The 17923-nt window shown below is 67.3% G+C and carries 16 protein-coding genes, 2 tRNA genes and 1 pseudogene; 7 read left to right on the top strand and 12 right to left on the bottom strand.

The window, feature by feature from the left end; translation table 11 throughout:
• Nucleotides 1–26 precede the first annotated feature (26 nt).
• The 3 genes from VYI76_RS04270 to VYI76_RS04260 all read right to left on the bottom strand — a co-directional run bounded on the left by VYI76_RS04270 (nucleotide 27) and on the right by VYI76_RS04260 (nucleotide 3377).
• Nucleotides 27–1568 (bottom strand): hypothetical protein, encoded by a 1542-nt coding sequence (locus tag VYI76_RS04270; protein ID WP_326523538.1) that lies wholly within the window; start codon nucleotides 1566–1568, stop codon nucleotides 27–29.
• Between the two features lie 117 nt (nucleotides 1569–1685).
• Complete coding sequence (locus VYI76_RS04265) at nucleotides 1686–2492, bottom strand: IclR family transcriptional regulator (RefSeq protein ID WP_326523537.1); 807 nt, start codon at nucleotides 2490–2492, stop codon at nucleotides 1686–1688.
• A gap of 33 nt (nucleotides 2493–2525) precedes the next feature.
• Nucleotides 2526–3377 (bottom strand): fumarylacetoacetate hydrolase family protein, encoded by an 852-nt coding sequence (locus VYI76_RS04260; protein WP_326523536.1) that lies wholly within the window; start codon nucleotides 3375–3377, stop codon nucleotides 2526–2528.
• Between the two features lie 165 nt (nucleotides 3378–3542).
• Between VYI76_RS04260 and VYI76_RS04255 the strand changes: the two genes are divergently transcribed.
• Nucleotides 3543–5321: an IlvD/Edd family dehydratase gene (locus VYI76_RS04255; RefSeq protein WP_326523535.1), complete on the top strand. Its 1779-nt coding sequence runs from the start codon at nucleotides 3543–3545 to the stop codon at nucleotides 5319–5321.
• A gap of 31 nt (nucleotides 5322–5352) precedes the next feature.
• A complete protein-coding gene (locus VYI76_RS04250; RefSeq protein WP_326523534.1) occupies nucleotides 5353–6777 on the top strand; it encodes an APC family permease in 1425 nt (474 codons plus the stop codon).
• Here the strand turns inward: VYI76_RS04250 and VYI76_RS04245 are convergent.
• The 3 genes from VYI76_RS04245 to VYI76_RS04235 form a co-directional block, all read right to left on the bottom strand.
• Nucleotides 6759–7676 (bottom strand): SMP-30/gluconolactonase/LRE family protein, encoded by a 918-nt coding sequence (locus VYI76_RS04245; RefSeq protein ID WP_326523533.1) that lies wholly within the window; start codon nucleotides 7674–7676, stop codon nucleotides 6759–6761. The two genes, VYI76_RS04250 and VYI76_RS04245, sit on opposite strands and share 19 nt — an antisense overlap.
• Before the next feature lie 284 nt (nucleotides 7677–7960).
• Complete coding sequence (locus VYI76_RS04240) at nucleotides 7961–8200, bottom strand: hypothetical protein (protein WP_326523532.1); 240 nt, start codon at nucleotides 8198–8200, stop codon at nucleotides 7961–7963.
• Nucleotides 8164–8240, bottom strand: a tRNA-Pro gene (locus VYI76_RS04235). The genes VYI76_RS04240 and VYI76_RS04235 overlap by 37 nt, the downstream gene beginning before the upstream one ends.
• Before the next feature lie 194 nt (nucleotides 8241–8434).
• Here VYI76_RS04235 and yajC point away from each other — a divergent pair.
• The 4 genes from yajC to VYI76_RS04215 are packed head-to-tail and all read left to right on the top strand — an operon-like array spanning nucleotide 8435 to nucleotide 11731.
• Complete coding sequence (gene yajC / locus VYI76_RS04230) at nucleotides 8435–8776, top strand: preprotein translocase subunit YajC (protein WP_326523531.1); 342 nt, start codon at nucleotides 8435–8437, stop codon at nucleotides 8774–8776.
• A gap of 12 nt (nucleotides 8777–8788) precedes the next feature.
• Nucleotides 8789–10381 (top strand): protein translocase subunit SecD, encoded by a 1593-nt coding sequence (gene secD / locus VYI76_RS04225; protein WP_326523530.1) that lies wholly within the window; start codon nucleotides 8789–8791, stop codon nucleotides 10379–10381.
• Between the two features lie 10 nt (nucleotides 10382–10391).
• Complete coding sequence (secF, locus tag VYI76_RS04220) at nucleotides 10392–11360, top strand: protein translocase subunit SecF (protein ID WP_326523529.1); 969 nt, start codon at nucleotides 10392–10394, stop codon at nucleotides 11358–11360.
• Nucleotides 11357–11731, top strand: coding sequence for an Mth938-like domain-containing protein (locus tag VYI76_RS04215; RefSeq protein WP_326523528.1), 375 nt, complete (start codon nucleotides 11357–11359; stop codon nucleotides 11729–11731). Before secF ends, VYI76_RS04215 begins: the two co-directional genes overlap by 4 nt.
• Here VYI76_RS04215 and VYI76_RS04210 read toward each other — a convergent pair.
• The 4 genes from VYI76_RS04210 to VYI76_RS04195 form a co-directional block, all read right to left on the bottom strand.
• The gene (locus VYI76_RS04210) at nucleotides 11716–12897 is read right to left on the bottom strand and encodes a glycosyltransferase (RefSeq protein WP_326523527.1); all 1182 of its coding nucleotides are present in this window, start codon (nucleotides 12895–12897) and stop codon (nucleotides 11716–11718) included. The two genes, VYI76_RS04215 and VYI76_RS04210, sit on opposite strands and share 16 nt — an antisense overlap.
• A 55-nt stretch (nucleotides 12898–12952) precedes the next feature.
• On the bottom strand, nucleotides 12953–13282 hold the full coding sequence (locus VYI76_RS04205) for a glycine zipper 2TM domain-containing protein (RefSeq protein ID WP_326523526.1): 330 nt from the start codon (nucleotides 13280–13282) through the stop codon (nucleotides 12953–12955).
• A gap of 1184 nt (nucleotides 13283–14466) precedes the next feature.
• The gene (locus VYI76_RS04200) at nucleotides 14467–15024 is read right to left on the bottom strand and encodes a DUF1993 domain-containing protein (protein ID WP_326523525.1); all 558 of its coding nucleotides are present in this window, start codon (nucleotides 15022–15024) and stop codon (nucleotides 14467–14469) included.
• A 96-nt stretch (nucleotides 15025–15120) separates the two neighbouring features.
• Nucleotides 15121–15196 (bottom strand) — tRNA-Ala (locus VYI76_RS04195).
• A 233-nt stretch (nucleotides 15197–15429) separates the two neighbouring features.
• Between VYI76_RS04195 and VYI76_RS04190 the strand changes: the two genes are divergently transcribed.
• Nucleotides 15430–16452 carry a DUF2171 domain-containing protein gene (locus VYI76_RS04190; protein WP_326523524.1) on the top strand — a complete coding sequence of 341 codons (1023 nt, stop codon included), beginning with the start codon at nucleotides 15430–15432 and terminating at the stop codon, nucleotides 16450–16452.
• 55 nt (nucleotides 16453–16507) lie between these two features.
• On the opposite strand, the gene VYI76_RS04185 is transcribed toward VYI76_RS04190, so the two are convergent.
• Together VYI76_RS04185 and VYI76_RS04180 are read right to left on the bottom strand one after the other, a co-directional pair.
• Complete coding sequence (locus tag VYI76_RS04185; RefSeq protein WP_326523523.1) at nucleotides 16508–17728, bottom strand: NAD(P)/FAD-dependent oxidoreductase; 1221 nt, start codon at nucleotides 17726–17728, stop codon at nucleotides 16508–16510.
• Nucleotides 17728–17923 (bottom strand): annotated as a pseudogene (locus VYI76_RS04180) (S-(hydroxymethyl)glutathione dehydrogenase); the annotation flags it as partial. The gene VYI76_RS04185 and the pseudogene VYI76_RS04180, both read right to left, overlap by 1 nt.

Raw genomic sequence — 17923 nt, 5'->3', positions numbered from 1 at the left:
CCTCGATCCTCAACGATCGGCGCCCATCACCACGATATCAGCATCACCGCCTGCGCGCCCAGCCGCACCGCCCCCCCTGAAAACGCCGCCTCGCGCGGGGGCGCGGACTTGCTGTCGCGATCGACCCATTGCGCCTTGCCGCCGCCGGGCAGGTCGGTCGGCAACTCGATCGGCGCCGGCGTCTTGTTGATGAGGAGCAGCTTGCGCCCCTCAGGCGTCGCGAATGCCTGCGCCTCGACATCGGGATGCCCCGATGCCGTATCGACCAGGTCGCTGCCGGGCAGCAGGTTGTCGCGGAGCAGCTTTATCACGCGATACATCGCATTGGGTTCGCCGGTGCGCCAGTGGATCAGGTTGGTTCCGGCATATTGGCCCGGATAGTCGACCAGTTCCGACGCGGCCACCGCGTCCACCCCCCGTCGCATCGCGCCCAGGTAGCAATAGGCATGGATCGACGCCCCCAAGGTCCAATAGGCGTCGTCGATGTCCGGATCCGAATAGTCGGTCACGCGCCCTTCGCGGTCGGCTTTCGTGTTGGCGATCTGCTCGCCGTCCATCACGCCCAACTCGCTGATGAACACCTTGGTGTCGGGCGCCAGCCGCTGCCGCATGCGTTCGATCTTCCCGACCATCACCAGGAATTCGTCGGCCTTGTCGAACATCGGCTTGTGCCAGTCCTCGACAGCGCCACCGCGGGGAGAGGCGATGTACTTATGATAGGATACCATGTCGATCGGGGTTCCCGGGGCATGGTTGGACGGGTTCAGGAAATGCTCGAAATAATGCAGGTTCTCCGGCGACCATAGTCCGAGTCCGCTGAACTTCATGTCGGGGTCGAGCGGACGCAGCTTCGCCACCAGCTTGTCGTAGAAGCGGGTATAGACGTCGACGGGAATCTGGTGGCCGTGGCGCCCTTCGTCCTGCTCGTTCAGCACTTCCCAATAGTCGATCTTCAGCCGGTGCCCCGATTCATGGACCTTGCCATATTCGTCGGTGAAACCGCCCTTGATGTACCATTCGGCGACCCGCAGGAAATAGTCCGTCGCTTCCTCGAGGCTGGAATCGCGGAAATTGTGGCCGCAATCGGCGGACAGACCATAGAGCCAGTCGATCGCGTCCGGATCATCGAGCAACCGATGCGGGCCACCATCCAGCAGCCAGCGTGGAAGCTCCATGTTGAGCATGATCGGGCGCCCCTCGGCCGCCTCGTGGAAATCCAGCACGAAGGGATCGATCAGGGAGAAATCCCACGAGGTGCGGCCGTCCGCCGGCGGATCGAGCGCAGGGATCGACAGTTGCGGATAGGGAAACCAGAATTGCAGGCGCGCCAGATTGGCGCCGAGATCGCGGATCGTGTCGTGCGACGCCTGCCAGATCGGACCGCCGCGCCGCATCGGCGGCATGGGGCAGACGTGGATGGTGATCTCCATCTTCGACCGGGCGGTCACCTTGCCCCAGTCGATCGAGAAATGGCGCTGCGCCGAAAGCCGGCCGGGGTGACCAGGTACGGAGGTCAGCGAGGAATCGACGACACGGCCACCCCCCAGCTTCCCCTGCTCTGGGCGCACTTTCCCATCGATAGTCTCTTCCGCCGTTCCGGTCAGGCATTCCGCCATGATGTCGAGTTCCTCTGTCTTTGCCCGGAGGGTGGTTCCAGAGGGTCTGGGCGTCAACGAAGTCGCATTTTACGTGACGAAATGCGCGGTCGCCGTCGCCCCATGGCGGCGCGGCGGCGGCGTGGCCGAAAGCTCGCGGGAGATGGCGGCGGCGCTCTCGAGCAACTGCCCGGTCAGGTCCTCGCTCCACCCTTCGCTACGGCGCCTCACCGCCGCGGAGATGCTGATCGCACCGACAACGTCACCGGCGTTGCCCCGCAACGGCGCCCCTATGCAGATCGCGTCCTCGACATTTTCGCTGCGATCGAGCGCGAAGCCGCACCGCATCGCCTCGTCGAGATCGTGCAGCAGCTTCGTCCGCTCGTTGATGGAGCGCTCGGTGCGCCGCCGCAGGACGCGGGGAAGCTCGGCTTCGCACATCGCGGCGGGCATATGGGCCAGCATCGCCTTGCCCAGCGCCGTCGTGTGCGCCGGATGCCGGCCGGCCACGCGCGCATGATGCGGCGGGATATGGGCGCCTTCGATGATCTCCAGATAGACGATGTCGCCGTCTTCCATCACGGCGAGATTCACGGTCTCTCCGGTGACGTGGTTCAGATGGCGCATGTGCGGCAGCGATATCTCGCGCAGGCGGGCGAGGCTGGCGGCATGGTCGAACATGCCGATCAGCCGCGTATCGAGCCGATAGACCCCGCGCTCCATGTCGTGCGCCACCATGCCCGCTTCCTGGAAGGTGCGCAGATAGCGCAGCACCGACGTCTTGGGCATGGCCGTGCAGATCGTGATGTCCTTCAGCGACATCGGTTCCTGATGGCTGCCGATGCATTTCAGGACGTCCAGCGCCTTCTGGACCGGCTTGACGATATAATCCGACATCACGGCTCCCGCTGTGCCGGACTGATGATAACGTCATGCCGGATGGGATGTCACCACCCGCTGGCGCTGGATTCCCAGTCCGGCGATCCCGAGTTCCATCCGCTCGCCGCCGCGCAGGTATCTCGGCGGCTTCATTCCCAGCCCCACGCCGGGCGGCGTGCCGGTGGTGATCACGTCGCCGGGCTCGAGGATCATGAACTGCGAGATGTAGGATACCAGGAACCGCACCGGAAAGATCATCGTGCGCGTATTGCCGGTCTGCATCCGGGTGCCGTCGATATCCAGCCACATGTCGAGCGACTGGACGTCCGCGATCTCGTCGCGCGTCACCAGCCACGGGCCAAGCGGGCCGAAGGTGGGGCATCCCTTGCCCTTCATCCACTGGCCGCCGCGTTCCATTTGATAGGCGCGCTCCGACACGTCGTTGCACACGCAATAGCCGGCGACATATCCGTCCGCCTCGGCCTCTGGCACATGCGACGCCCGCCGGCCGATGACGACCGCCAGCTCGACTTCCCAGTCGGTCTTCGCCGATCCGGGCGGTATCAGCACATCGTCGTCCGGGCCGACGATGCAGGACGGCGCCTTGGAAAACAGGATGGGCTCGTCGGGCACCGCCGCGCCGGATTCGGCGGCATGATCGGCGTAGTTGAGGCCGACCGCGATGAAATGACGGACATGGCCTATACAGGGGCCAAGCCTCGTCCCCGCCGGCACGACGGGAAGCGCAGCGAGATCGATCGCGCGCAGCCGATCCAGCGCCTCCGGCGACAGGGCCGGGCCGGCGATGTCCGCGACGACGGTCGACAGATCGCGGACCGTGCCGTCGCCAGCCACCGCGCCCGGCCGTTCCTCGCCCGCCGCGCCAAATCTCACCAGCTTCATATCCGCTCCCAACCGACCCGCGATACAAGGCGCGTTATCACGACCATGTTGCGCCAGGGCAGGGCTCTTGTTCCATGTGGCGAAACATCCGATGCAGGTCGCCAGCCTCGGCTTGGGGTATTTCGATCGCACGCATCGCGTGTTGCATGTCCGGGAAGAAACTGAATGGATCGTCGCGCTCCCCTTCGTCCCTTCCGTTCCCGAGAATGGTTCGCCGCGCCAGAGCGGTCGGACATGGCGGCGCTCTACCTCGAACGCTTCATGAACTACGGGGTCACGCCGGGCGAGCTGCGTTCCGGCAAGCCGATCATCGGCATCGCACAATCGGGGTCCGACATCGCGCCCTGCAACCGCGTCCATCTCGACCTGGCGAAGCGGGTGCGGGACGGCATCCGCGACGCCGGCGGCATTCCGATGGAGTTCCCGCTCCATCCCATTTTCGAGAACTGCCGGCGGCCGACCGCCGCGCTCGACCGCAATCTCGCCTATCTCGGCCTGATAGAGATCCTCAACGGCCATCCGATCGACGCGGTCGTGCTGACTACCGGGTGCGACAAGACGACTCCGGCGTCGATCATGGCGGCATCGACCGTCGACATCCCGGCGATCACGCTCAACGGCGGGCCGATGCTCGACGGCTGGCACGACGGCGAGCTCGCCGGGTCCGGCACGGTCATCTGGCGCAGCCGGCGCAAGATGGCGGCCGGGACGATGTCCGAGGATCAGTTCCTGGACGCCGCGATGGCGTCCGCGCCGTCGGCCGGACACTGCAACACCATGGGCACCGCGCTGACCATGAACTCCATCGCCGAGGCGCTCGGCATGTGCCTGCCCGGCAACGCCGCCATCCCCGCCCCGTACCGCGAGCGGGGGCAGATGGCCTATGCGACGGGCTGGCGCGCGGTAGAGATGGCGTATGAGGACCTGCGCCCGTCGCGCATCCTGACGCGGCCAGCCTTCCTGAACGCGATCGCGCTCGTCGCGGCGGTCGGCGGGTCGACCAACGCCTATCCCCATCTGGTCGCCATGGCCCGCCACGCCGGCATCGAGCTGACCCCGTCGGACTGGATGCACGCGCATGACCTGCCGCTGATCGTCGACGTCCAGCCGGCCGGCAGGTTCCTCGCCGAACGCTTCCATCGCGCCGGCGGCGTGCCCGCCGTCCTGGCCGAGTTGCTCGCCGCAGGCCATCTCGACGGCGGCGCGCTCACCGCGACCGGCCTTGCGCTCGCCGAAAATCTGGCCGGCTGCGAGACGAGCGACCGCGAGGTCATCCGGCCGTGCGACGCGCCGCTGGTCGAGCGCGCGGGTTTCCTGGTGCTGAGCGGAAACCTGTTCGACTGCGCGATCATGAAGACCAGCGTGATCTCCGGCGATTTCCGCCGGCGCTACCTCTCCACGCCCGGCCGCGAAGACATGTTCGAGGCGCGCGTGGTGATCTTCGAGGGCAGTGACGATTATCACCACCGCATCAACGATCCCGCGCTCGGCATCGACGAAGGGTGCATGCTGGTGATGCGGTCGGCGGGGCCGATCGGCTGGCCGGGATCGGCCGAGGTGGTCAACATGCAGCCGCCGGACGCACTCGTCCGCCGGGGAGTAGAAAGCCTGCCGACGATGGGCGACGGGCGCCAGTCGGGCACCGCCGACAGCCCGTCGATCCTGAACGTGTCGCCGGAAAGCGCGGCGGGCGGCGGCCTGTCCTGGCTGCGCGACGGCGATATCGTCCGTGTCGACCTGGTTCGCGGACGGTGCGACGCACTGGTCTCCGACGAGGAGATCGCCCGCCGCAAGACCGAAGCGCCGCCGCCCATCCCGCCGAGCAACACGCCGTGGGAGGAGCTGTACCGCGAGAAGGTGGGCCAGCTCTCCGGCGGCGCGGTCCTGGAATTCGCGGTGAAATATCGCGGCACGTCGGACACCACGCCCAGGCACAATCACTGATGCCGAAGCGCCACGGACGAGGAGCCGTTCGATGAGCGCATCCCCAGGCTCCGTTTCCGGTTCGTACGAGCGGCTGCGCGGCAACGTCGGCTACGCCCAGTATTTCGCGCTGGGCTTCGGCTGCATCATCGGTTCGGGCTGGGTGGTGATCGCCGGCGACTGGCTGGCTGCCGCCGGACCGGGCGGCGCCATTCTCGGCTTCCTGCTTGGCGGCGCGGTGATGGCGATCGTCGGCGCCTGCTATGCGGAGCTGACCAGCCGCGTGCCCGAGGCGGGCAGCGAGTTCGCCTATGCGAACCGCGTGTTCGGGATCGTTCCGGCGTTCGCCGTGGGCTGGTTCCTGCTCCTCTATTTCCTGGGCGTGACGATATTCGAAGGGCTGGCGATCGCGTGGATCCTAGAAATCGCGTTCCCGGTCCTGCGCACCGCGACCCTGTACGAGTTGTTCGGGCACCCGATCAGCGGGGGCGCGCTGGTGATCGGCGTGGTCGGCGCGGTGCTGCTCGCCGTCACCAATCTTGCCGGCGTCCAGGCCGCCGCGCGACTGCAGGGCACGCTTACCTATGGTTTCCTGGCCGTCGCGATCGTCCTGCTGGCGATGCTGCTGTTTCACGGCACGCCGGAAAACGCGCGTCCGGCGTTCGCCTCGGCGTCCGGGCAGCCCTGGCTTCACGGGACTTTGTGGATCTTCGCCACCTCCGCTTTCCTGCTGAACGGGTTCCAGGCGATTCCCCAGGTGGTCGAGGAACGCTCCAGCCGCGTGTCGCTGCGCGCCGTCGCCTTCCTCATCGTCCTCTCGATCATCGCGGGCGTGGCGTTCTACTGCGTCGTGATCTGGGCGAATGCCGTCTCGCTCCCCTGGCGGCAGCTCGCAGGGACCGAGATGGCGACCGCGACGTCTGTCGGGACGCTGCCCCACGGCGATCGTCTCACCACCATCCTCCTGCTCGCCGCCGCCGTTTCGCTGTTCAAGACCTGGAACGGCATGGTCATCATGGCGGCGCGGGTCATGGTGGCGATGGCGCGGGCCGGCGCGCTGCCCGCCCGTTTCGCCGCTGTGGACCGCCGCTTCGGCTCGCCAGCGAACGCCATCCTGCTGATCGCCATCATCAACGTCGCCGGACTTTTCCTGGGACGCGGCGCGATCATCCCGATCATCAACATGTGCTCGATGACGCTGACCCTCACCTTCGTGATGTGCTGCGTCGCGGTGCTGGTGCTGCGGCGTCGCGAGGGCGCAACCGCCGGATTTCAGGTTCCCGGCGGCGTCGTCACGATCGTGATCGGGGGCGTGGCGGCGGCGACCATGTCGGTCGTCGCCTTTCTGTCACCGCTGTTCGGCGCAGAGGCGTTCCCGCTCGAATATACCCTGCTGATCCTGTGGTCGCTGGCCGGCGCGGCCTTCTGGGCGGGGCATCGCAGGATCGCGCGCGGCGGCTATCCGACCGCGGCCTGAGGCTGTGGCAGACCCCGCACGCCCGGCTCGAACGCGAACAGACCACCCGCCAGCGGCCCGCGCCGGAGCGACGCCGCGTCGAGTCCGCCGGCCGCGGAGGTGACGTAGAGGGTTTCGAGAGTCGCGCCGCCGAACGCGCAGCTGGTCGGGCGCTGGACCGGCATGGCGACCGTCCGATCGATCGTCCCGTCCGGAGCGTAGCGAACGATGCGCCAGCCGTCCCAGATGGCGACCCAGACATGGCCTTCCGCATCGACGGTCAGGCCGTCCGGCACGCCGTCGTCGTCGGCGAAGCGCGCAAACGGCCTTCGTCCCGCGACCGTCCCGCTCACCAGATCGAAATCATAGACCCAGATCACCCGCGCCATCGAATCGACGAAGTACATCAGGCGATCGTCGGGGCTCCAGCCGATACCGTTGGCGCACAGGAAGCCAGTGTCGATGCGCGTTATCGTGCGGTCGGCGTCCAGGCGGTAGAGGCTTCCGCTCGGCCGGTCGCAACGATCGTCGATCGTCCCGGCCCAGAACCTTCCGGCGCGGTCCACCTTGCCGTCGTTGAAGCGGTTCGTCGGTATGTCGGCCTCCGGATCGCCGAGGCACACGAGCGCGCCGGTCGTGCGGTCGAGAAGCGCGAAGCCCTTCGTGTCGGCCAGCACGATCCGCCCGTCGCGCGCAGGCGCGACGCAGCCCACGTCACGCGGCAGCGGCACCGCCGCCACCTGCCCCTCGCCCGGGCGATATGTAAACAGTGCCGGGCGCCTGATATCGATCCAGTGCAGGCACTGTTCGGCCACGTTCCAGCAAGAGCCTTCGCCCAGGATTGCATTGGCCGCCTGAATGCATCTTACGCCCGCCATGCCCATGCCCCTCCTGATGCCCGCCGCAACCGGGAGCGCCACTATGCAAATCCGACCGATCGCGAGAAATCCGCGACCGTGCCGACGAGGTCGCGCATCTCGTCGATCAGGGGCCGGGTGTCGCTGACCTGCTGCCCCAGATCTTCTCCACTCACAAGCAGAGCGCGGGGTTGCCAGGGTGGCCTGGCAGGTGGATTTGTGCAACGCGCCCGCGACACGCGTCCGCCGTCTTCGACCCGGTCCCTGCTGCCGCAGGATCGCGATGATCTGCTCCTCGGTAAGCCTGCTGCGCTTCATCGTGGTCCTCCTTCATGAAGGATCCGGGCTCAGACTGGCGGAGTTTCAGGGGAGCCGGTCACGAGCCGCCGCTGTTCCGAGAGGTCGGCGATGTATGTGCTGACGCGACGCATGATGTGTCCGGTGCCGTTAGCGAGATCCATGGCTTCGTCCTTTCCTGGCTTTTGAGCAGAAAAGAATGCGAAATCAGCGATCTCGATTCCGGTGCATTTGCGCCATGAAACCGGAAAATTGGTCGGGGCGACAGGATTCGAACCTGCGACCCCCACACCCCCAGTGTGATGCGCTACCAGGCTGCGCTACGCCCCGACCGTGAGCGCGCCCCCTGGCCGGGGGTGCCCTCGAAGGCGCGGCATCTAGGCCGCGCGGGCGCGCGATGCAAGCTTGGGGTTGGGCCCTCGCCGGCAAAAGTTGCGCGCGGGCCTACACTTTGTTAGCGGGACGCCCCATGTGCCGGCCGGGACTCCTCCCGGTGCGCCCGTCCTCTTATCAGCACGAGAGCCATGTTCATTTCCCCAGCTTATGCCCAGGCGGCCGGCGATGCTTCCGCCAGCGGCGGTTTCGCGTCGATCGTGTCGATCCTGCCGCTCGTCCTGATCTTCGTCGTCTTCTACTTCCTGATGATCCGCCCGCAATCGAAGCGGATGAAGGCGCTTCAGGCGTCGGTCGCGGCGGTGAAGAAGGGTGACACGATCGTCACCGCCGGCGGCATGATCGGCAAGGTGACCAAGGTCGAGGATCGCTTCGTCGAGGCAGAGATCGCGACAGGCGTGAAGGTGAAGATCGTCAAGGCGACGATCGCCGAGGTCACGCCGCTTGGCGGCGCCAAGCCGGCGAACGATTAAGGGTCTGTCCTGATGCTCGATTTTCCGCGCTGGAAGGTGGGGCTGGTATGGACGGCCATCGCCTTCTGCCTGCTGCTGTCGATCCCCAGCATGGTGCCGGAAGGCATGCGGGCGAAATGGCCCGGCTGGATTCCGCAGCCGACCGTCAACCTGGGCCTCGACCTGGCCGGCGGCAGCTACATCCTGCTGGAAGCCGACACCGCCGACGTCGCCAACACCCGGCTGGAGGCGATGCGCGAGATCGTCTCGGTCGAGATGCGGCGCGGCAACCCGCGGGTCGAGATCGGCGACATCTCCACCCGTGACGGCCGGCTGACCTTCATGGTGCGCGATTCGTCGCGCGTCGATGCCGCGCGCGAACGCCTGCTGCCGATGACCGCGGGCGCGGGGCTGACGGGCCAGCGCGACTGGGACATCCAGGTCGTCGATACCAACCGCTTCGTGCTGACCCCGACGCGCGCCGGCATCCAGCAGGCGATCGACACCGCGATGAACGACGCGCGTGAGATCGTCGGCAAGCGCATCGACGCGATGGGCACGCGCGAGCCGTCGATCATTCGACAGGGCAGCAACCGCATCGTCGTCGAGGTGCCGGGCCTGCAGAACCCGGAGGCGCTGAAGGCGCTGCTGGGTAGGACCGCGCGGCTCGAGTTCAAGCTGGTCGATATCGCCGCCAATCCCGAGGACGTGGCCCAGGGCCGCGCCCCGATCGGCAGCCAGGTACTGCCCTATGCCAGCGGCGGCGGCAACATCGCGGTCAAGCGTTCGACGATCATCTCGGGCGACCAGATCGCCGACGCGCGCCAGACATATGACCAGAACGGCCAGCCCGACGTGACGCTGACCTTCAATGGCGAGGGCGGGCGCCGCTTCGCCCGCGTGACGCAGGAGAATGCCGGCAAGCCCTTCGCGATCATCGTCGACAATCAGGTGATCTCCGCACCCAATATCAACGAACCGATCCTGGGGGGCAGCGCGACCATCTCCGGCGGCGGCTTCACCGCCCAGTCGGCCAACGAACTGGCGATCGCGCTGCGTTCCGGCCGCCTGCCGGTGCGGCTGGGCGTGATCGAGGAATCGACGATCAGCCCGGAACTGGGCGCGGATTCGATCCAGTCCGGCATCGTCGCCGGCATCGTCGGCACCGCGTTGATCGTCCTGCTGATGCTGATCGCCTACATGCGCTTCGGCGTCTACGCCAACATCGCGCTGGTCGTGAACGTGCTGATGATCATCGGCATCATGGCGCTGCTCAATTCGACGCTGACATTGCCCGGCATCGCCGGCTTCGTGCTGACGATCGGCGCCGCGGTGGACGCCAACGTGCTCATCAACGAACGCATCCGCGAGGAATTGCGACGCGGGCGATCGAACACCGCGGCGATCGAGTTCGGCTACAAGGAAGCCAGCCGCGCGATCTTCGACGCCAACGTGACGAATGTCATCGCCGCCGCGATCATGTTCGTGTTCGGCGCGGGGCCGGTGAAGGGCTTCGCGGTCGTGCTGACGATCGGCATCGTCACCTCGGTGTTCACCGCCGTCACCTTCACGCGCCTGATGGTCGCCAACTGGCTCAAGACCCGCCCCAAGGCGCTGGTGATCTGAGGAACAAGTCATGCGTCCCCTGAAACTCGTCCCCGACAACACCAACATCGACTGGCTGCGCTGGCGCCACTGGGCGACCGTGTTGTCGATCCTGATGGTGATCGGGTCGATCGCGCTGCTGGCGACGCGCGGCCTGAACCTGGGCATCGATTTCGTCGGCGGCCAGAATATTCGCGTGACCTTTGCCCAGCCGGTCGAGGTCAACGATCTGCGCCACAAGATCGGCGCGCTGGGTCACGGCGAGCCGACCATCCAGCAGTTCGGATCGACCCGCGACGTCGCCATCCGCATGCCGGTGCCCGATGACGGAGGCGACGACACCACCGCGCGCGTGACCGCGCAGGTGCGCGGCGTGATCGACAAAAATTATCCCGGCGCGACGATCGGCGCGGTCGAGGCGGTGTCGGGCAAGGTATCGGGCGAATTGTTCAAGAAGGGCGCGCTGGCGCTCGGCCTCGCGATGATCGCGATCGCCATCTACATCTGGTTCCGGTTCGAATGGCAGTTCGGGCTGGGCGCGCTGCTCGCGCTCGCGCAGGATTTGCTGGTGACGATCGGCTTCTTCGCGCTGACCCAGCTCGAATTCAACCTCAACACGATCGCCGCACTGCTGACGATCATCGGCTATTCGCTGAACGACAAGATCGTCATCTTCGACCGGGTGCGCGAGAATCTGCGCAAATACCGCAAGATGGAAATCGTCACGCTGCTGAACCTGTCGATCAACGAGACGTTGGCGCGTACCGTTATGACCTCGCTGACGCTGATCCTGGCGCTGGGCGCGCTGGTGGCGCTGGGGCCGAACGTGATCTTCGGCTTCTCGCTGGCGATGCTGCTGGGCATCGTCATCGGCACCTATTCGTCGATGTTCGTCGGCAACGGCATCCTGATCCAGTTCAAGGTCGGGCCCGAATCGTTCAAGGCGGCGACGACGGCGATCGAAGCGCCGCGCGGGGCCGATTACAAGGCGATGCCGTGAAGCTCGACCGGAACGCCGTCGCTCCGGGGCCGGTCGTCGCCGGCTTCTCGGGCGGCGGCTTCCGGGTCGATGACAATGTCTATCACGGGCTGCTGATCTCGGCCGAGCGTGCCGACGGCTGGCGCCCACCCGCGCTTCCCGGGCTGACCGATGCCGATGTCGCGCCGCTGCTGTCACGCGATCCGCCGCCCGAATTCCTGCTGCTCGGCACCGGCGCCACGCTGTCGCACCCGCCGCGCGCCTTCACCGACGCGATGGAAACGCTTGGGATCGGCGTCGAGGTGATGGACAGCCGCGCCGCCGCGCGCGCCTGGGGCATATTGCGCGCCGAGGGGCGCGAGATCGTCGGCGCCTTCTACCCGCTCGACTGACGGCCTTCGACCAGCCGCGCCAGATGGGCGTGGAGCTGGTCCGTGTTCGCCTGCCAGCTGAACCGCGTCGCCGCCGCCCGCACCGCCTCCGCAGGCGGCGGCGCGAGCAGCAGGTCAGCGATCGCCTGCGCAAAGGCTTCGGGCGTGCGCGGGACGATGCGCCCCGCAGCAGGCCGGTCCACCGTCTCCGCCGCGCCGCCGGCCGCGGTCACCACGATCGGCGTGCCGCTCGACAGCGCCTCGACCCAGGCATTGGCGAGCCCTTCGGACTCGCTGGCGAGCGCCATCACATCGGCGGCGGCGAACAGGCGGGGCAGATCGGCATGGGCAACGCTGCCGAGGAGGAGGACGCTGTCCTGCAGTCCGGCGGCGGCGATGCGCGCTTCCAGCGCCGTCCGCTCGGGCCCCTCCCCCGCGATCAGCAACGTCGTGCCCGGCAGGCGGGCGATCGCATCGATCACCACGCCATGACCCTTGCGCGGGATCAGCGCGCCGACCGAGAGCACCAGTGGCCCGGCGATGCCGAGCATGGCCTTCAGCGCCGCGCGGTCGCCCGGTGCGAAGCGCTCTGCATCGACGCCGGTCCTGTGCACCGCGATGCGCTCGCCCGGCATGCCCAGCGCGATCATGTCCCGGCGCAGCGCGTCGGACACCGCGAGCAGGCCATCCGCCGTGCGACCCGCCTCCAGCACCTGTCCGCCGGTCGCGGGGCTCCGCCCCCAATGGTGGATGTCGGCGCCGCGTGCCTTGATCGACACCGGCACGCCGAAGCGACGCCCCAGCGCGACCGCGGCGGGCCCGTCGGGAAAGAAGAATTCCGCGTCGATCACGTCGAACGGAAAGTCGCGGCGCATGTCGGCAAGCAGCGGCGCGACCGCCCGGACGATTCCCCGAGCATGGAATCGACCGCCCGTGCCCGGCAGGTTCAGGAACCGCGGACGCCACAGCGGCAACCCCTTCCAGTCTTCATGACGGGGAAGGTCGGCCAGCGCCGAATAGCGGGCGATCCGGCTCAACGGCCAGAACGGCATCCCGAGCGGCGCGACGACGCGCAGATCGATGTCCGCGCGCGCCGCGAGGCCCAGCGTCTGGCGCTCGACGAACACGCCCAGATTTGGACGCGCCGCGTCCGGAAACAGGCTGGCAAGGGTGAGCACACGGAGCATCGCCCCGTGTGCCTAAACGCTTGCTCGTTAAGACTGTCCTAGGACAGAGGCGGCTTTATCGGCAGCTCTTGCGCTTGCCGCTGCGCTCGATCTCGCGGCCGGCGACGGCGCCCGCGGCGGCACCCAGCAACGTGCCGACCGTGCGGTCTCCGCGGCTGTCGATCGTCCGGCCCACGAGCGCGCCCGCGACCCCGCCGACGACCAGGCCGGTCGTGCCGTCGGGCTTGCGGCAGTAATAACGTCCGTCCCGCCCCTTCCACTCGCGATAGCGTTGGTTGCGCTGGGCTTCGGCCTTCGAATAACCGGTTTCCACCGCCACCGGTACGGTGAGCGACGCGGGGACGAGAAGGGCGACGGCACTCGCCGCCATGATGATACTACGCATGGTACAGCTCCTTTGCTTTCCCTGAATGATCTGGGGGTGGAACGACCCAGGGCTAGCGCCGGTTGCATGAACCCGGAACAACGATCCGTTCAGGCGGCGGGGTCGGGACTTTTCGCGGCCGCAGCGAGTTCCCGCTATCCACGTTATCCACAGCCACGCGACGTATCAAACCGGCTTTTCGCGACTCGGCAAAGGTGCCAGTCTTTGTTCAGCAAGAGAGCGGCGAGATCGAGGGAAACCGAAATCGGATCAATCACTTGCTTGCCGAAATCGCGGATGTAGGTGCCTTCGGGAAACCGCCGTCGCGATGATCGCGAAGGATCGCCGGGCAACCGGCCAGGACGAGACCGCGCCACGCAGGTGGCGATGGATTTGTCGAGGCGGGACGAACGGAAACGATGATCGCGGGGCAGGCCGCCTTTCGGGGTGGCGTGTCGGCAGGATCGAAGGACGGACGCGGACGCCGCCTTTCTCACGAGAGGCGGATGACGCGGACGGCCGGAGGGAACCGCCAGGGACGATGGCTTCGGCCGGAGCGCTCGGGCAGGTTCGCGAAGGACGACGGGCCGGGCGCGCCGCTTGCGGCGAGCCGGGCAAGGAGGCCGGAGATCGAACGATGACGGGGCTTGCCCCTTCATCGAGGTCGAAGAGGCGACAGGCGGCGTTCCGCTTGCGGGATGCGCGCGTCGCCTCGGAGATCGACGGATCGAGGACGGGTTCGCCCGTCGATGATCCGCAAAGGCCGTCAGGGTCGGACGCCCCGAAGCATCTCCCCGGAGATGCGACGACAGCCCGACCCGGCGACCGACCATGGCAAAGCCCGCCGCCCTTGCCGGCGCGGGACGAGCCGGCCGCCGAGATCGTTCGTCGCGACACCCCGCGCCGGATGATGCAGGCGACACGGGGGCTGGCAGCGATGCCGGCCCCCTTTATCATTTGCGCCGTGCCGACCGTGCGCCGGCACAGTGCCTTTCTCCCGTTAGCCGGTCGGTGAAACCTCGACCTTCAGCGCTATACCTCCCCCCCTGCTTGCCGGGAGGGGCTTGGGGTGGTTGGGCGCCCTGGATTCCAGACGCACAATCATGTCCAGCACATCGGACGGGGCGCCGGAGCCTCACCCTACGCGGGAAGCAGCTGCTGGAGCTTGCCGACCCGCTACCGACGGAATTGCACGTCGCGCCGCGTCATGCCTCGGGCGGGCGCAGATAGGCGAACATGTGCGCCACGTAATCGGCCTTGCCCAGTTCCACGCCCTGTGCGCGCAGAATCGCGTAGGCGGCCATCACATGGAAATAGAGCTGCGGAATCGCCCAATCGCGGACATATTGCCCAGCCGTCAGGTCGAACACCATGCCCTGCGGCAGCGCGTGGGCGATCGGCGTCGCCGGATCGACGTCCCCGATGTCCGCGGCGGCCTCCGCGACCTGTGCCAGCGTCTCGGCGATGCGCGCACGAGCGTCGGCCAGCGAGCCCGGATGCTCGCGAGCAGCCCGCCCTTCGTCGAGCAGGACGGCGACCGACGGCGGGAAAGCCTCGTCGCGCAACCGGAACACGCCTTCCAGCGCCTGCACGCACGCGAAGCGCACTTGGGTCGACAGCGGAAACATGTCGGGCGCAAGGCGTGCAGCAATCAGCGCATCACCGGCGGCACCGGGCATCTGGTCTTCCGCCTTGCCCAGCCACGCGGACAGCGCACCCAGCATCTGGGTGTAGGTGGGCACCAGCACGTCTCGCAGGGTCATTCCGCTCTCCCGATCCCGCCGCAAATCAGCCGCGTCCAGTCGGCCTTGCGCCGGGCCGGAACCTGATTTCCCGCGGATTTCCATAAGGATCGAGAGTGGTGGAGCTGAGGGGAATCGAACCCCTGACCTCTGCAGTGCGATTGCAGCGCTCTCCCATCTGAGCTACAGCCCCGCACTCTCGAACACCCCGCGCAGGCACGCCGCGCCGGGGCCGCTCCCTTAGCCAGATGATCGGACCGATGCAACGGCCCGCCGTCCGCTTTTTTCGGGCGTGCCGCGCGCTCGCTTCATCGCCTCCTGGGGCGACGCGCGAGGAACAAAGCCTTGAGTTATCGCTTGAATCGCCCACGACGCGCAGGCGGTCCGGCCGCCTCGCGCGCGCTTCTGGTACAGGAGTTTTTTCCGATGGCGAACGACCGCAATTACGAATTCCCGAACAGCTACGATCGCGATCCCCAGGATTTCGGCCGCGATTATGGCTCGGGTCGGGACTATACATACTCCAGCGCCCGCGAATATCGCGCGGCCGGCGAACTTGGCGGACGCGACGAGCGCAACTTTCGCGGTGGCGGCACCGGCTATGGCGATCGCAACCAGCACGCCAATGCCTGGGGCGGGCGCGAGAGCTGGGGATCGGGCAATCGCGACTATTACGGCGGCCGTGGCGATTTCGAGCGCGGCCGAAGCCAGCGCGGCTATGACGGCCGCGACGACTATCACGGCAGCTATGCGCATGACGGCCACCGTTTCGCCGAGACCGGCGATCCGGCCCGCGATTTCGCCCGCAATCGCGGCTATGGCGCGCTTGAGCGGAGCCATGGCCGCCCGCCGCAGGGCTATGACTATCAGGACCGCGGCTTCATGGCGCGCGCCGGGGACGAGGTTCGCTCCTGGTTCGGCGACGAGGATGCCGAGCGCCGCCGGGAGTTCGACCAGCGTTACGACGAACGCTACGGCGCGACCAGCTACGGCCGCGATGCCGATTATCACAGCTGGCGGCGCGGCCAGATCGATGCGCTCGACCGCGACTATGGCGAGTACCGCCGCGAGAACGCGAAGAAGTTCGAGAATGAGTTCGGTTCATGGCGCAGCAACCGCCAGGGCCAGCGCGATTCGCTGGGCAAGGTTGCCGAGCATATGGAGGTCGTCGGCAGCGACGGCGAGCATGTCGGGACGGTGGACAAGGTGCGCGGCGATCGTATCGTCCTGACGAAGAACGATGCCGACGCCGGCGGACGCCACCACTCCATCCCGTCGAGCTGGATCCAGGCGGTCGACGACAAGGTGACGATCAACCGCAATGCGGACGGCGCGCACCGCCTGTGGCGCGACGAGGAACGATCGGGCGCGATGTTCGGCGATCGGGCGAGCGGCTATGATCGTGACGGCAGCGTCAATCTGAACCGGAGTTTTTCCGGCACCTACTGATCCCGCGCGATCGGTACTGCGGCGGCCCGGGCAGCGATGCCCGGGCCGGTCGTTTTCAGAGCATTTCCTTGAGCGGCACGCCCGTGTCGGCAAGTTTCGCCGGCCCCGGCGCGGCGCCTGCCTCCACCAGTGCGCGGCCCTGGACATAGTCCTTGACCATGTTGACGCAATCGAGCGCGACGACCCGGCCGGCCTTGAGATAGACGACCGAGAAGCTGCGGTTGGCGGGATCGCCGCGCACCACTTCCGAATCGTGCCCCGTCGACAGGCCGACCGTCTGGAGTTTCAGGTCATATTGGTTCGACCAGAACCACGGCGTCGCGGCGTAGGGCACGTCCTCGCCCAGGATCGCGCGCGCGGCGGTTGTCGCCATGTCGTTCGCGTTCTGCACCGATTCCAGCCGGATCTCGCTTCCTTCGGCGAAGCGGCTGTCGTGCGCGGCGCAGTCGCCGATCGCGAAGACATGCGGCAGGCTGGTGCGGCACTGGGCATCGACCCTCACGCCGTTCACCCCGTCAGCACCGGCGGCGATCAGCGGTTCCACGGCGGGGACGATGCCGATCCCGACGATCGCCATGTCGCAGGGGATCACCTCGCCATCCGCCAGCTGCACGCCGGAGACCTTGCCGTCGCCCTCGATGCAGTCGACCGCGACGCCAGTACGCAGATCGACGCCCTTCGCGCGGTGCTCGGCCTCGTAGAAGGTCGACAGCGCCGGGCCGGCGACGCGCGCGAGCACGCGCGGAAGCGCTTCCAGCAGCGTTACCTGCTTGCCCAGCTTGGTCAGCGCCGCCGCCGCCTCCAGCCCGATATAGCCGCCGCCGATCACCACGACGCGCGACACGTTCGGCAGTTCGCCCAGCATGCGGTCGATATCGGCGCGCGTGCGCACCGCATGGACGCCGGCCAGATCGTGCCCTGCACAGGACAGGCGTCGCGGGCTGCCGCCGGTCGCCCAGATCAGCTGGCCATATTCGAACGTCTCGCTGCCCGTGGAGACCGTCCGTGCTGCCGGGTCAACCGCGGTCACCCGCCGCCCGAGCAGGATCGCGACATTGCGCTCTTCCCAGAACGCCGCCGGGCGCAGCAGCATCCGTTCGAACGGCTTGTCGCCGAGCAGATATTCCTTGCTGAGCGGCGGGCGATCGTATGGCAGTTCATGCTCGTCGCCGAGGATCGCGATGCTGCCGGCGAACCCGCGCTGCCGCAGCGCCACGGCCGCCTGCGCGCCGCCGTGACCGCCGCCGACGATCATTACGTCATACCGGTCGGCCATCAGAACACCACCACGCTGCGGATGCTTTCACCGTTGTGCATCAGGTCGAACCCCTTGTTGATATCGTCGAGCGTCAGGACGTGGGTTATCATCGGATCGATCGCGATCTTGCCGTCCATGTACCAGTCGACGATCTTTGGCACGTCGGTGCGTCCCCTGGCGCCACCGAACGCGGTGCCGCGCCAGTTGCGGCCC

The sequence above is a fragment of the Sphingomonas sp. genome (assembly GCF_035910975.1).
Taxonomy (GTDB): domain Bacteria; phylum Pseudomonadota; class Alphaproteobacteria; order Sphingomonadales; family Sphingomonadaceae; genus Sphingomonas.
Note: the sequence above shows the minus strand (reverse complement) of the source record. Positions and strands in the feature narration are given on the sequence as shown.